We start from the raw sequence: 14,515 nt of genomic DNA on the forward strand, positions 1-14,515 counted from the left end.
CCGCATGACACCCCTTCTCCCGATCCCCGGTTCCGGCAGCGCTGACGACGGCGCCCGGCGGCACGGGGAGTACAAGGTTCCCGGCGGCAAACTCGTCGTGGCCGATTTGGACGTCGTCGACGGTGTCCTCGCGAACGTCTCGCTCAGCGGGGACTTCTTCCTGGAGCCGGACGAGGCACTGCCGGAGATCAACCGGGCGCTCACCGGTCTCCCGGCGGATGCCTCCGCGGCGGACCTCTCCGCCGCCGTGGCAGCGGCCCTGCCGGCCGACGCCATCCTGTTCGGCTTTTCCGCCGACGCCGTGGCAGTCACCGTGCGGCGCGCCCTCGCGAAGGCCACCGGCTGGGCGGACCACCACTGGAACATCATTGCGCCCTCCGTGCTGCCCACCCACGTCAACGTCGCCCTCGACGAGATCCTGGCCGAAGAGGTCGGCGCGGGGCGCCGCAACCCGACCCTGCGCTTCTGGGACTGGGAGGAACCGTCCGTGGTGATCGGCAGTTTTCAGTCCGTCCGCAACGAACTGGACCCCGCCGGCGTCGAACGGCACGGCATCAGCGTGGTCCGCCGGATCAGCGGCGGGGGAGCGATGTTCATGGAGGCCGGCAACTGCATCACCTACTCGCTGTACCTGCCGCAGACCCTGGTGGACGGCATCAGCTTCGCCGACTCCTACGGCTTCCTGGACGCGTGGGTGATGGCAGCCCTCGGGAAGCTGGGGATCAGCGCCTTCTACGTCCCGCTCAATGACATCGCCACGGAGCAGGGCAAGATCGGCGGCGCCGCGCAGAAACGGCTCGCGAACGGGGGCATGCTGCACCATGTGACCATGAGCTACGACATTGACGCGGACAAGATGGTCGAGGTCCTGCGGATTGGCAAGGAGAAGCTTTCCGACAAGGGCACGCGGAGCGCCAAAAAGCGGGTGGATCCGCTCCGCCGGCAGACCGGCCTGGCGCGGACCGAGATTGTCGCGGCCATGATGGAGGTCTTCGCTGAACGCTACGCGGCGACGCCCTCGGAGCTCACCGAGTCCGAGCTCGCCGCCGCGCAGCACCGGGTCGAGTCCAAGTTCGGCACTCCGGAGTGGCTGCACCGGGTCCCCTAAGAACCCCCGCCACCCCATCGGTTGCTCCGTAACCGCCGTTTAGAGCCGTGAAAAGGGCCGTTACGGAGCAGCCGATGGTGGGTTCGGAGTCAGGGCCTGGGCCGTGAGGGCGCGGAGCAGGTGGCTGCGCTGTTCGATGATGATGCGGCGCAGCGCCCGCGGGGCGTCCGGGTGTTCGGCCAGCCAGTTGTCCGTCCGGACGATGACGTCGTGCGTTTCGGGGCTGCCGCCGTCGAGGTCCTGCCCTGCCGGGTAAAGCCCCCGGACGATCCGGCTGGCGATCTCGATACTGCGCCCGGCCCAGACGTCTTCCAGGCACTCGAAATACCGGTCAATAAAGTCGCGCAGCAGCGGTGCCGGGCCGGTGTTGAAACCGGCGATGGTGGCGCTGAGCAGCTGGTTGGAGAGCGAGGTGCCGTGCACCGCCTCCTTCCACGCCGCCTCTTTGACGGCAGCCTCGGGGCGGGCCGCGAGGGCGGTGGCGTGTCCGGATTTACCGGCGGCGGTGTTGTCCAGGGCCAGCTCCCGGTCGAGCTGCGCAACGGTGGCCTGCCCGTTGGCGGCCAGGGCGTGCCAGAGGTTCCAGCGAAGCTCCGCATCCACGGACAGGCCCGCAATGACCGTGCTGCCGTCCAGGATGCCGCGCAGCAGGTCCAGCCGGCCGCCGTCGAAGCGGCTGCCCGCGGCGAGCGTGCGCGCCCACGCCAGCTGCTGGTCGGAACCCGGCGCGGCCCGCCGGAGTTCGTCGGCGGCGAGGGACAGGAAACCGCGGCGGACCGCGGCCCGGTCGGCCCCGGGGACATAGCGTTCGATCGCCGTGGCCGCGTTGCCGAGGACGTTGAGCAGCACGCCGATGCCCGTTTCCGCCGGCGCGAAGCGTGTGACGGCGTCCACGTAGAGGGACGACGGCGTGACGGCGTCACGGGCCGAGTCCCAGAGTGCGGTCCAGCACAGTGCCCGGGCCATCGGATCGCTGAGCGCGCCCAGGGAGGCCCGCACGGTGGCTTCGGAGCGCGCGTCGAGCCGGACCTTGGCGTAGCTCAGGTCATCGTCGTTGACCAGCAGCAGGGCCGGCCGCGCCTTCCCGACCAGGGCCGTCACCTCGGTCCGGGCCCCGCTGACGTCGGTTTCGACGCTGTCGGTGCGGACCAGGGCACCGCGGTCGTCCATCCCGTACAGGCCGATCCGCAGCCGGTGCGGCCGCGGCTCCTGCCGGCCCGTCGTCGGGTCCTCGGCGTCCTGGATGATGGTTACCGCGCCGAGAACGCCGTCGTGCTCCTCGATCTCGCTGCTGAGGGTGGAGATGCCGGAGGTCTGCAGCCACTGCCGGGCCCAGCCCGCGAGGTCCCGGCCGGAGGCGGTGCTGAGCGCGGCGAGCAGGTCCGTCAGCGTGGTGTTGCCGTAGGCGTGGTCCTTGAAGTACCGCCGCGAGCCGGCCACGAAGGCCTCGAAACCGACGTAGGCGACCAGCTGCTTGAGCACCGAGGCGCCCTTGGCGTACGTGATGCCGTCGAAGTTTTGCTTGGCCGCCTCGAGGTCGGGGATGTCGGCGACGATCGGGTGCGTCGTCGGAAGCTGGTCCTGCACGTAGGCCCAGGCCTTGCGGTTGTTGGCGAAGTTCACCCAGGCCGTGGCCCAGTCCGTGGTGCGGTCCACACCGAGGGTGCCCATGTAGTCCGCGAAGGACTCCTTGAGCCATAGATCGTCCCACCACTGCATCGTGACGAGGTCGCCGAACCACATGTGCGCCATCTCGTGCAGCAGCGTGTTGGCGCGGGCCTGGTACTGCGAATCGGCGGCCCGGGAGGTGAAGACGTAGCTCTCCGTGAAGGTCACCAGCCCGGGGTTCTCCATGGCGCCCAGGTTGTACTCGGGGACGAAAGCCTGCTCGTACTTCCCCCACGGGTAGGGGAAATCGAAGAGTTGGTTGAAGAAGGCCAGGCCGTTCCTGGTCAGGGCGAAGAGGGCTTCGGGGTCGAACGAGGGCGCCATCGAGGCGCGGCAGTAGAGGGCCAGCGGGATATCCAGGCGGGTGCCGTCGCCGAGCGTCCCGCGCCAGGAGTCCTCGGCCTTGAAGTACGGGCCCGCCAGCACCGTCGTGATGTACGTGGACATCGCCTTGGTGGGGGCGAAGTCCCAGCGGCTGGTGTCCGGGCCGCTGCTGAGGAGCGTGCGCTGCGTTTCGATGCCGTTCGAGGACACCTGCCAGGCGGAGGGTGCCATAACGTGGAACGTGAATTCCGCCTTGAGGTCGGGCTGTTCGAAATTGGCGAAGACGCGGCGGGCGTCGGCGGGCTCGTACTGGGTGTAGAGGTAGCACTGGCCGTCGGCCGGGTCGAAGAAGCGGTGCATGCCCTCCCCGGAGGTGCTGTACAGCGCGGTGCCCGTGACCGTGACCTCGTTCTCTGCCTGGAGGTTGTCGAGCCGGATCCGGGACCCGTCCACGACGTCGGCGACGGGGACGTTCCTGCCGTTGAGGAGGACGCTGTGCACCTCGCTGCCGATGAAATCCAGGAACGTCGAGGCCCCGGGTTCACCCGCGGAGAAGGTGATCACGCTGCGGCTCTGGTAGCCGGCGACGTCCGGATCCGCAGCCTGCCGGACGTCCAGGGAGACGTCGTAGCTGTGGGTGGTGATCAGGGCTGAGCGGGTTGCGGCTTCGTCGCGGCGCAGGTTCTGGTTCGGCACCCCGCTATCTAATCATGAGGAACGCGGCGCCCAGCCCCAGCGCGGCAATCAGCAGCCAGGACGCCAGCGCGGCCAGCAGGGCCCGCGCGCCGGTGTGCAGCAGTTGGCCCACCCTGACCGCCGAGCCGAGGCCGAACAGCGCCATCCCCAGCAGAATGTCCTGCAGCACTGCGGCGGCGTCGAGGACGGCGGGGGAGAGCCAGCCGGTGCTGCGCAGGGCTGCCAGCGCGACGAAGCCGAGCACGAACAGCGGAACGATGGGCGGCCGCTTCAGTCCGGCGCCGGACGCGGCGCTGCTGCGGTGGTGCAGCCCCGCGACGGCGACCATCGGCGCCAGCAGGATCACCCGCGTGAGTTTGACGACGACGGCGACCGCCAGCGCCGACGCCCCCGCGGTCTGGGCGGTGGCGACAACCTGTCCGACGTCGTGCACCGAGGCCCCGGCCCAGGCCCCAAAGACTTCCGGGCCGAGTCCCAGTGGCCGGATGAGCAGCGGCAGCACGCCGATGGCGAGCGTGCCGCACAGGGTCACGAGGGCGACCGGGAGCACGGTGTCGTGCTGCCGGATCCGCCGCACCGCGGCCATGGCCCCGATCGCGGAGGCCCCGCAGATGGAAAAGCCGGTGGCAATCAGCAGTGATACCGGCGGCGGCAGCCGGAACAGCCGGCTGATGGCGTAGGTTCCGGCGAAGGCGGCCAGGACCACCCCCGTGATCAGCAGCAGCGCCGCCCAGCCGAGGCCGAGCACATCCATCAGACTGACTTTCAGTCCGAGCACCACGATCCCGGCGCGCATCAGGTGCTTGCCGGCGAAATCAAGGCCCGCGCGGCCCGGCCCGGCGGTCCAGCCGGCCAGCCCCGGGACGTTCGCGGCGAGGAGCCCGGCTGCCACCGCAAGGGTCATGGCCGGGAGCACCGGAACCAGGGAGTGCACGGCGAGGGCAAGAACGACGGCGCCCGCGGCGGCCAGCAGGCCCGGCAGCGGGCCAGCGCAGCGGAGCGGACTGGCGCTGCGCAGCGGGCGGGAAGAAAAGAGGGGCACGCAACTACCTTGCCGCAACAGTCCGGGAAAGCCGTCACCGCCGCACCCGGCCAGCCGGTCTGCCGGCTCGTGGCACGTTGCCTCCAGCCCTCCGGCGTCACGCGCCTGCGGGCGTGGAAATGATTTCGCAACAAAAAGGTGATTGTCTAGTGAGCATGTCTGACCTATTCCAGGATTACTCGGTGGCCGCCGACCGCACCGGCGCCTACGACGAGATGTTCACCCCCGGGCAGCAGGCCCGGAAGTCCTACGGGCAGGTCGCCGATGCGTTGCGTGAGCTTTCGCTCGCCGATGTCACCGCCCGCGCCGATTCCATGGCCCGGACCTTCCTGGACCGCGGCGTCACCTTCGACTTCGCGGGGGAGGAGCGCCCCTTCCCGCTCGATATCGTCCCCCGGGTCATCCCGGCTGACGAGTGGACCGTGCTGGAGCAGGGCGTGGCGCAGCGCGTCCGTGCCCTCGAGGCGTTCCTCAACGATGTCTACGACAAGATGGCTGTGGTCACCGACGGTGTGATCCCGCGCCAGCTCGTCACCACCAGCGCGCACTTCCACCGCCAGGTGCACGGCTTCGAACCGGCCGGAGGCGTCCGCGTCCATATTTCCGGCATCGACGTGGTCCGCGACGCCGCCGGGACGTTCCGTGTCCTGGAGGACAACGTCCGGGTCCCCTCCGGCGTCAGCTACGTCCTGGAGAACCGCCGCGCCATGGCCAAGGGCCTGCCCGAAGCCTTTGGCCAGCAGCTCATCCGGCCGGTCGAGGAATACCCGCGCCGGCTGCTGTCCGCCCTGCGGAAAACGGCGCCGACCGGCGTCGACGACCCCACCGTGGTGGTCCTGACCCCCGGAGTCTTCAACAGCGCCTACTTCGAGCACACCCTCCTCGCCGGCCTGATGGGCGTCGAACTCGTCGAAGGGCGGGACCTCATCTGCCGTGGCAACCGCGTCTACATGCGCACCACCGCCGGGGAACAGCGCGTGGACGTGATCTACAAGCGCATCGACGACGAGTTCCTCGATCCGCTCCAGTTCCGGGCCGACTCCATGCTCGGCTGCCCAGGCCTGGTCAACGCCGCCCGGGCCGGCGGCGTCACGATCGCCAACGCCGTGGGCAACGGCGTCGCCGACGACAAACTGGTCTACAGCTACGTCCCGGACCTGATCCGCTACTACCTCAATGAGGAACCGGTGATCGCCAATGTGGACACCTTCCGGCTGGAAGAAAAGGAAGCCCGCGAGGAGGTCCTGGACCGTCTGGCTGAACTCGTCGTCAAGCCCGTGGACGGTTCCGGCGGCAAGGGGCTGGTGATCGGTCCCGATGCCTCCAACGACGAACTGGAGGCCCTGCGCAAGCGGGTCATCGCGGACCCCCGCGGCTGGATCGCCCAGCCTGTCCTGCAGCTGTCCACCGTTCCCACGCTCAGCGGCGACAAGTTCGGCCCCCGGCACGTGGATCTGCGCCCCTTCGCGGTCAACGACGGCGACGATGTCTGGGTCCTGCCCGGCGGCCTGACCCGGGTGGCGCTCAAGGAAGGCTCGCTGATCGTGAACTCCAGCCAGGGCGGCGGCTCTAAGGACACCTGGGTCCTGGCGGACTCCCCGGAGGTGCCGGTGGAGAACCTGCCGCGCCCGGCCATCACGGTCCGCGAACGGGTCTCCGTCTGGCCGGTCGAGAGCAACTGGCGCGACAGCCAGAAGGAGCAGCAGCAATGACCCGCGGCACGATGCCGCCCCGTTTTCCGCTGATTTGCTCTTTTCAGATTTCCGATGTGCTGGAGGTAACCGCGAATGCTTAGCCGGATCGCCGAGTCCCTGTTTTGGATCGGCCGTTATGTGGAACGGGCCGACGGCACCGCCCGGATCCTTGACGTCCACCTCGAACGGCTCAACCACCTGCCGATGGAGGAACAGCGCAGCGTCGCGCAGGAGCTCCTCGCCGTTATGGGCGCCCGGGCGCAGAGCGAGGACTTCGGCCTGCCCGAACTGCTCAACGCCCTCGCCTACGACAAGGACAGCGCCACCTCCATCGCCGGTTCGCTCGGCGCGGCCCGGGAGAACGCCCGCCGCGCCCGGGAAACGGTGTCCTCGGGCCTCTGGGAAAGCCTCAACACCACGTACTACGGGCTGAACCAGCACCGCAAGGACGTCGTCGGCACCTATCGTTTCTGCAACTGGGTGCTGGAGCGCACCGCCATGGTCAGCGGCCTGGCGGACACGACTGTCAGCCATGACGAAAGCTGGCTCTTCCTGGTGCTCGGCCGCTCGCTGGAACGCGCCGACATGACCGCCCGGATGCTCTCCACCCGGGATGTACTCTCCGCCGGCATGTCCTGGGTGAACATGCTCCGCTGCGCCGGCGCCTACGAATCTTTCCTGCGGACCCGCCGCGCGGCCTTCGGCGACCAGCACGCCGCCGAGTTCCTGCTGCTGGACCGGTTGTTCCCCCGGTCCATCGTGTATGCGCTGCGCGACGCCGACGAGTGCCTCGCCAAGCTGGACCCCTCGGCCCAGCGCGTCGGCTTTATCAACGACGCCCGCCGGATCGTGGGCCAGGCCCGCACCTTCCTCGAGTTCCACCGCACCGACGACCTGATGTCCGAGCTGCCCGAACATATGGAACGCGTGCAGAAGGCCGTGTCGCAGGCCTCGGACGCCATTTCCCGTAAGTACTTCAATCAGGCAGACGAACTGGCCTGGGTGGGAGAAGTTTCATGACCCGGCTGAGTATCGTCCACAAGACTGCGTACAAGTACAACAAACGCGTCACGCTCTCCTACAACGAGGCGCGGATGACCCCGCTGACTGACCCCCAGCAGGTGGTCCTGGAGTCCTCGCTGAAGGTCTCGCCGTCCCAGGCGGCACTGAGCAGCTACCGCGACTACTGGGGCACCCGCGTCACCGCCTTCGACATGCAGATGCCGCACGAGCACCTCGAGGTCCTGTCCACCACGACCGTGGAGGTCCACCGGGCGGAGCGGATCCCGGCGGAGGCGGACATCGTCGGCTGGGAGGACCTCGACGCCCCGGAGACCCTCAACAAGTTCAGCGACTGGATTCCGCAATCGCAGCTCACCCGGCCCGGCACCGAGGTCCTCGGGATCATTCCGGGCGTCGTGGCGGGCCGCAACCCGCACGAGGCCGCCATGGCGGTCTTCGAATGGATGCGCGGGGAAATGACCTACATGAAGGGCTCCACCGGCGTCACCACCAACGCCGAGGAGGCCTGGAACCAGCGCCAGGGCGTCTGCCAGGACCTGGCGCACCTCGCCATCGGTGCGCTCCGCAGCCGGGGCATCCCGGCCCGCTACGTCTCCGGCTACCTGCACCCGCGCTCGACGGCGGCCCTCGGCGAGACGGTCGCCGGCCAGTCACACGCCTGGCTGGAATGGTGGGACGGTGAATGGCGCAGCTGGGACCCCACCAACCACAAGCCGGCCGGAGACTTCCACGTCACCGTGGCGAGGGGCCGCGACTACCGGGACGTGCCTCCGCTCAAGGGCATCCTGTCCGGCGGCGGCGGCTCCGCGCTCTGCGTGACAGTAGAGATCACCCGGCTGGCCTGATTCCGGGGTACATCCCTTCGATGCCCTATCAGTTCCGGCTGCTCTGAGCCCTCAGGGCAGCCGGAACTGATAGCGCAACGGGGGTCCCGGCAGGGGTTATTCGAGTCCGGAGCGGGTCGCATCGTCCAGGGGTGTCCACCACGTCAGCGGCGGAACCACCTTGAACCGGCGTCCGGTTACGGTCTCCGGAGTGATCCTGACGAAGTGTTCCTTTTTGCCCGCCTGCCAGGGGAACAGCAGGAGCCCCACCGTGTCGAGGACCTCCTGCGGGTCCTGCACCGGTGCGGCCTGACCCTTGACCACCACACTCCAGGCGATGCCGCTGTCCGCGTCGATGCCGTCGGCCTCTACCGCTACCGGCGTGTCGCCCGTGGCCGCCTGGAGTTTTGTGCCCTCCGCCGTGCGGAACACCAGGGACCCGTGGTCCACCTTGTAGTTGATCGGGAAGATGTCGGGGTGGTCGTCGACCCACACAGCGAGCCTGCCCACGGTGACGCTGCGCAACAGCCGCCAGCATTCGTGGGGGTCAAGGTTCTCAACGTCATGTGGCCGCTGGTCCTTGTTCTGGTGTGCGCCGGGGTTCGGATCAGTACTCATGCGCCCGAGCCTACGCCACGCCGGCGGCGGCGGAGTAGGGGAGAAGGTCACAATCCGGGGCTATGCGGTCCGACATCTGAGGCCTTTGTCGCCGTTACGGGGTATTCTGGCATCACCATCGTCAGCGCCGACGATCGTTGTGTCCGTTGTATCGAAATGGGGGCCATGAGCATGCACTCCATGCAGGAACGTCCGGACCAGACGGCCGATGGGCCAGAGCCCAGGATTGACAGTGTATTCAAGGGGTTCGTGTCCCGGGCCGAGGAACTGCTCCAGTCCCAGGAGCGAATGGCCGGGCTGCTGGAAGCTGTCGTCGCCGTCGCTGAGGACCTCAGCCTTGACGCAGTGCTGGAACGTGTCGTGCAGTCCGCCTGCCGTCTCCTGCATGCGCGCTATGGTGCCCTGGGCGTCATCGGGGACGACCGCGCGCTCAGCCACTTCATCACGGTCGGCATCGACGAACCGCTGGCCCGCCACATTGGGCCGCTGCCCACCGGCCACGGCGTCCTGGGTCTGCTGATTTCCGATCCCCGCCCGCTTCGGCTCCATGACCTGCGCAGACATCCGGAATCCTATGGCTTCCCGGCAAACCACCCGCCGATGAAGTCCTTCCTCGGCGTCCCCGTGCGCGTCCGGGACGTGGTCTTCGGGAACCTGTACCTGACCGAGAAGGAAGACGGCAGCGACTTTTCGGCCGAGGACGAGGGTCTGGCCGTCGCCCTGGCGGCCGCCGCCGGGGTTGCCATTGAAAATGCCCGGCTCTACGACGATGCCCGGCGCCGGGCGCGCTGGCTGGAGGCCTGCATGGACGTCGCCGGGCTGATGCTCAGCACCGACCGCGACTACACCTCCGGCGGGCTGGATCCCATCGCCAGCCGGGCACTGCAGGAGTCAGGCTCCGAGCTGGCACTGCTGGTGGCGCCTGCCGCAAACGGTCCCGGCCATATTGTCGCCGGCGTCGCGGGTCAACGCAGCCCGCAGTTCAGCGGCCGCTCGCTGCTGCTGGATTCGCCGCTGTTGGAAAGCGTCCTCGACGGCGGGGAGCCGCTCGTGCTCCATGACGCGTCCGCACTCTTCGGGGAGATCGACGGCGGGATCAGCGGGCCGCTGCTGGCGGTGGCCCTGAGCACCCAGGGCGCGCATCACGGGCTCCTGTTGCTGGTCCGCGGCCCGGACGCCCTCCACTACGCCCGGACGGACATCGAAATGGGGGCCGTTTTCGGTTCCCATGTGGCCCTCGCCCTGGAACTCGCCCGCGTCCACCGGCTCCGCGAGCAGCTGCTGGTCTTCACCGACCGGGACAGGATCGCCCGGGACCTGCACGACCTGGTGATCCAGCGGCTGTTCGCGGCCGGGCTGAGCGTCCAGAGCCTGACCCGCTTCACGAAGGATGAGCTGGCCACCGAGCGGATCCGCAACATCACCGGCGAGCTTGATGAAGCGATCCGGAGCCTGCGCGACACCATCTACTCGCTCAAGAGCAGCAGCGGCGAGACGGAACTGTTGAGCGGCCGGATCCGGCGGGTGACCCGCAGCTCGGCGAAGTCCATGGCCTTCACGCCGCGGCTGACCCTCACCGGCCCGGTTGACGCCGTGACGCCGGACAAGGCCGACAATGTCGTTGCCGTCATCTCGGAAGGCCTGAGCAACGCCATCAGGCATTCCGGCGCGGATGCCATCGCCGTCTCGGTGGGTGTCGTCAAGGGCAAGGTGACGGTGGTCATCACGGACAACGGTGCCGGCTTCGACGAACCGGAAAAACGCCGGGGACTCGCCAACCTGGAGGACCGCGCCCGGATGCTGGACGGGGAATGCACGATCACCAGCGCCCCCGACGCCGGCACGAGCCTCGAATGGTCGGTGCCGCTGTAGCGGCGGGCGCCGCCGGAACGGGGGCGCCGCGAATCGGGAAGCCGGCTAGCGGACCTTGTGCGTCCGGGTTCCGTCGGCATGGCCGCCGGCCGGGACCGGGGAGGTGGGGCCGGCGATGAAAACGGCGGCCTGGGTCCGCCGTTCGAAGCCCAGCTTGGCGAGCAGTGAGGAGACGTAGTTCTTGACAGTCTTCTCGGCGAGGAACATTTCCGCGGCAATCTGGCGGTTCGTGAGTCCGCCGCCCACCAGCTCCAGCACCCGGCGTTCCTGCGGGGTGAGGGACGATGTCCGCGGATCCACCTCGTCGGCCTCCACCAGGCTGTCAACGATGCCGGCGGCGACGCCCTCCGCGAAAAGCGACTCACCGGCGGCCGCCCGGCGCAGCGCCCCGATCAGGTCGGTACCGCCGATCTCCTTGAGGACATAGCCGCTGGCGCCTGCCAGGACGGCGCCGCGCAGGGCCTGTTCGTCGTCGAAACTGGTCAGGATGATGCAGTTCAGCGAGGGGTCCACGGACCGGACGTCGCGGCAGACCTCAATTCCCGTGCCGTCCGGCAGCCGGGCATCGAGGACACACACATCCGGGTGAAGGGCGGGGATACGGCGGGTCGCCTCGATGGCGGAACCGGAACTTCCCACCACGAGGAAGCCCTCGCCCTCCAGGAGCTCCTGAAGGCCGCGCCTGACGAGTTCGTGGTCATCGAGAATAAAGACGCGGATGACGGCCCGCGCCCCGTCGGGTTTAGTGAGACCTGCGTCTGCCCAGGCAATCATGATTCTCCTGTCCGGCGGCTTGCGCTGCCCTCTATGGTGCGGTGCCCCCAGGCTGCTCAACGGATCGTGCCAGCGGGTGGTTCTGCTGTTTCCATTGTCATCCATCGTTGCTGACGAAACTGACTTCACGACCATCGCAGCTGACTTCGTGATTCACATTGTCCCCTGCGGAAGCCGGTTCCGTTCCCGAGGATTGCAATATTCCTCCCGGCCCCGGGGACCGGCAAGGGTCCTTGGTCCCAACGGGGCCCGGCCGGGACCCCCTGTCCCCGTGCCTTTTGGCCCTAGCCGCTGCCGCCTCCGGACCGGCACTGTAGGCTGGACGCGCCGGCTGTACGACGAAGGGATCTGCCATGACCGAAGCCAGGGACATCCGGACCATTGTGGTGGGAGTTGATGGCTCCGAAGCCTCGGTGGAGGCGCTGCGCCAGGCCCAAAGCCTCGCCGTACCGCTCTCCGCCACGCTGGTGGCGCTGGCCAGCTGGGACGTCCCTCCGGTCTACGACGGTTATGTCGCCGTCGGCATCGACGACTTCGATGTCCGTGCCGGGGAAATCCTGCAGGACACGGTGCAGAAAGCGTTCGGGGCGCAAACGCCCGCGAACGTCGAGTCCCGCCTCGTGCAGGGGCACCCGCGGCACACTCTGATCGAGGCCAGCCGGGATGCCGACATGGTGGTGGTGGGGCGCCGCGGGCACGGAGGCTTTGGCGGGTTGCTGATCGGGTCGGTGAGTTCTGCCCTCGTGGCCCACGCCCATTGCCCCGTGCTGGTCGTCCATTCCCCGGCCAAGCCGGGCACGGCCGCCCAGTAGCCTATTCGAACGATGCCCGGCGGGGATCGGAGAGCCTGGTGGTCCACAGGTCCGGGTTGTTGACCTTGAATCTCCGCCCGGTCAGCGCCTTGGGGGAGAGCCGGAGGTAGTAGTCCTTGTCGCCGGGCTGCCACGGTTCGAGCAACAGGGCGTCGACGGCGTCCTTTTCCTGCTGGCTCTCAATCAGCTCCGCCTCGCCGCGGGCAACAACGCTCCAGGCCTGCTGTTCGTGGACGTCGTAGCCGTCGATTTCGAAGGCGACGGGTTTGGCCGTCATGGCCGCCCACAGTTTGGTGCCCCCTGCGGTGCGGAACACAATCGAGCGGCGCTCCAGCGCGAAATTTACCGGGAAGATCTCCGGGTGGGCATCCACGATCAGGGCGATCCGCCCCACGACCTCTGTATCCAGCAGCATCCAGCACTGGTCAATGGAAAGTCCGAAATCGGGCGCAGGGGTCGTCTCTGTATTCATGTGGACCCACGTTACGTACTGTCCCGGCCCCTCATTAGGGCCATAAGCCCCGTAGCCCGCCCCGGTCGCCTCTGGTATTGGGAGCTGCCTACCAAGGGCTCGGCTTGTAGTCCTTCAGGAAGACGCCGAACTGGTCCTCACCGGATTCGCCCATGACGATCGGGTCGTAGACGCGGGCCGCCCCGTCGACGAGGTCCAGGGGAGCGTGGAAGCCCTCCTCCATCAGACGGACCTTGGTGTAGTGCGGGCGCTCATCCGTGATCCAGCCGGTGTCGACGGCGGTCATCAGGATGCCGTCGGCGTCCAGCATCTCCTGGGCGCTGGTTCTGGTCATCATGTTCAGCGCCGCTTTGGCCATGTTGGTGTGCGGGTGGCCGGGGCCCTTGTAGGCACGCGAGAACTGGCCCTCCATGGCGCTGACGTTCACAATGTACTTCCGCCGCGCGGTGGAGCGCTTCATCGCCGCGCGGAGCCGGCTGACCAGCAGGAACGGCGCGGTGACGTTGCACAACTGGACTTCCAGCATTTCGAGGGGATCCACTTCGTCCACCACCTGGGTCCAGCTGTTGATGCTGGCCACGTCCGGAACCAGGCCGCCGGCGTCGATCGCCGTGCCGGCAGCGATCCGCTCCAGCGAGGCGGAGCCGGTGGAGAGCGCCAGCGAGGTGATCGCGTCCCCGGCCAGCACCGGATGCTCCAGGACGGTGCTCGCCAGGGCCAGCGGGTGCTTGTCGTGGGCGTGCCCGAAGGTCACGAGTTCCGGGCCGCCATTGGCGGCCTGGAGGGCGGCGGGGAGGGGCTCATCCTCGGCGTCGACGAGCGGCTTGTACGCGTTGCCGGAGCGGCGCACGGTTTGGGCTGCGTTGTTGATGATGATGTCCAGCGGGCCCGCCGCGTCCAGGGAGTCGGTCAGCGCCATGACCTGGGACGGATCGCGCAGGTCAATGCCGACGATCCGGAGCCGGTGCAGCCAATCGCCGCTGTCCTCCATGGCGGCAAAACGCCGCGCCGCGTCCTTGGGGAAGCGGGTGGTGATGGTGGTGTGGGCGCCATCGCGGAGCAGGCGCAGCGCGATGTACATGCCGATCTTGGCCCGGCCGCCGGTCAGCAGGGCCCGGCGCCCGGTCAGGTCCGCCCGGGCGTCCCGCTTGCTGTGGCTGAAGGCGGCGCAGTCCGGACACAACTGGTGGTAGAAGGCATCCACCTGGGTGTAGTGCTGCTTGCAGATGTAGCAGGGCCTGGACTTGATCAGGTGCCCGGCGATGCTGCCCGTCGTGGAGGGGGCGAGTTTGTTGCCGCGGGTTTCGTCGTCGATCCGGTCCGGGGCCGCCGTCGCCGTCTGCGCGATCACAGCGCGGTCCGCATCAGCGATCAGGTCGCGCTTGCTGACCCGCCGGTGGCGCTTGACGGCCTTGAACATCTTGCCGGTGGCGCGGCGCACCAACACGTAGTCCGGGTGCTCCTCGTCGTAGACATGGATGCTGTTCAGGACCTTCAGGCAGGCCTGAATTTCTTCGGGCGTCAGATCGGGGGAGCTCATTGCCCCAATTTTACAGCCTGCGGGGAGCCCGGCCCGACGCCGGTACCG

The 14,515-nt window shown here is 68.3% G+C and carries 12 protein-coding genes; 6 read left to right on the forward strand and 6 right to left on the reverse strand.

What is annotated here, in order from left to right; translation table 11 throughout:
- Nucleotides 1–4: 4 nt before the first annotated feature.
- A complete protein-coding gene (gene lplAB, locus J2X01_RS00085; protein ID WP_310049303.1) occupies nucleotides 5–1,108 on the forward strand; it encodes a lipoate-protein ligase LplAB in 1,104 nt (367 codons plus the stop codon).
- Nucleotides 1,109–1,168: 60 nt separating this feature from the next.
- Here the strand turns inward: lplAB and pepN are convergent, their stop codons facing one another.
- Nucleotides 1,169–3,796: an aminopeptidase N gene (gene pepN / locus J2X01_RS00090; protein ID WP_310049306.1), complete on the reverse strand. Its 2,628-nt coding sequence runs from the start codon at nucleotides 3,794–3,796 to the stop codon at nucleotides 1,169–1,171.
- Between the two features lie 4 nt (nucleotides 3,797–3,800).
- Nucleotides 3,801–4,778 (reverse strand): YeiH family protein, encoded by a 978-nt coding sequence (locus J2X01_RS00095; RefSeq protein ID WP_310050166.1) that lies wholly within the window; start codon nucleotides 4,776–4,778, stop codon nucleotides 3,801–3,803.
- Nucleotides 4,779–4,993: 215 nt separating this feature from the next.
- On the opposite strand from J2X01_RS00095, the gene J2X01_RS00100 reads away from it, so the two are divergent.
- The 3 genes from J2X01_RS00100 to J2X01_RS00110 all read left to right on the forward strand — a co-directional run bounded on the left by J2X01_RS00100 (nucleotide 4,994) and on the right by J2X01_RS00110 (nucleotide 8,400).
- Entirely contained in the window at nucleotides 4,994–6,550 is a 1,557-nt protein-coding gene (locus J2X01_RS00100) for a circularly permuted type 2 ATP-grasp protein (protein ID WP_310049309.1), read from the forward strand.
- A gap of 75 nt (nucleotides 6,551–6,625) precedes the next feature.
- Nucleotides 6,626–7,552 (forward strand): alpha-E domain-containing protein, encoded by a 927-nt coding sequence (locus tag J2X01_RS00105; protein WP_310049311.1) that lies wholly within the window; start codon nucleotides 6,626–6,628, stop codon nucleotides 7,550–7,552.
- The gene (locus J2X01_RS00110; RefSeq protein WP_310049314.1) at nucleotides 7,549–8,400 is read left to right on the forward strand and encodes a transglutaminase family protein; all 852 of its coding nucleotides are present in this window, start codon (nucleotides 7,549–7,551) and stop codon (nucleotides 8,398–8,400) included. The genes J2X01_RS00105 and J2X01_RS00110 overlap by 4 nt, the downstream gene beginning before the upstream one ends.
- A gap of 96 nt (nucleotides 8,401–8,496) precedes the next feature.
- Here J2X01_RS00110 and J2X01_RS00115 read toward each other — a convergent pair whose 3' ends face one another.
- Nucleotides 8,497–8,997: a pyridoxamine 5'-phosphate oxidase family protein gene (locus J2X01_RS00115; RefSeq protein ID WP_310049316.1), complete on the reverse strand. Its 501-nt coding sequence runs from the start codon at nucleotides 8,995–8,997 to the stop codon at nucleotides 8,497–8,499.
- A 180-nt stretch (nucleotides 8,998–9,177) separates the two neighbouring features.
- Between J2X01_RS00115 and J2X01_RS00120 the strand changes: the two genes are divergently transcribed.
- Nucleotides 9,178–10,869, forward strand: coding sequence for a GAF domain-containing sensor histidine kinase (locus J2X01_RS00120; protein ID WP_445344431.1), 1,692 nt, complete (start codon nucleotides 9,178–9,180; stop codon nucleotides 10,867–10,869).
- Nucleotides 10,870–10,914: 45 nt separating this feature from the next.
- Here the strand turns inward: J2X01_RS00120 and J2X01_RS00125 are convergent, their stop codons facing one another.
- Nucleotides 10,915–11,643, reverse strand: coding sequence for a response regulator (locus tag J2X01_RS00125; protein ID WP_310049321.1), 729 nt, complete (start codon nucleotides 11,641–11,643; stop codon nucleotides 10,915–10,917).
- A gap of 353 nt (nucleotides 11,644–11,996) precedes the next feature.
- On the opposite strand from J2X01_RS00125, the gene J2X01_RS00130 reads away from it, so the two are divergent.
- Nucleotides 11,997–12,455 (forward strand): universal stress protein, encoded by a 459-nt coding sequence (locus J2X01_RS00130; RefSeq protein WP_310049323.1) that lies wholly within the window; start codon nucleotides 11,997–11,999, stop codon nucleotides 12,453–12,455.
- A 1-nt stretch (nucleotide 12,456) separates the two neighbouring features.
- On the opposite strand, the gene J2X01_RS00135 is transcribed toward J2X01_RS00130, so the two are convergent.
- Both J2X01_RS00135 and J2X01_RS00140 read right to left on the reverse strand, forming a co-directional pair.
- The gene (locus tag J2X01_RS00135; RefSeq protein WP_310049326.1) at nucleotides 12,457–12,927 is read right to left on the reverse strand and encodes a pyridoxamine 5'-phosphate oxidase family protein; all 471 of its coding nucleotides are present in this window, start codon (nucleotides 12,925–12,927) and stop codon (nucleotides 12,457–12,459) included.
- Nucleotides 12,928–13,015: 88 nt separating this feature from the next.
- Entirely contained in the window at nucleotides 13,016–14,467 is a 1,452-nt protein-coding gene (locus J2X01_RS00140; RefSeq protein WP_310049329.1) for an SDR family NAD(P)-dependent oxidoreductase, read from the reverse strand.
- Nucleotides 14,468–14,515 lie beyond the last annotated feature (48 nt).

The organism is Arthrobacter ginsengisoli, assembly GCF_031456935.1.
Classification (GTDB): Bacteria; Actinomycetota; Actinomycetes; order Actinomycetales; family Micrococcaceae; genus Arthrobacter; species Arthrobacter ginsengisoli.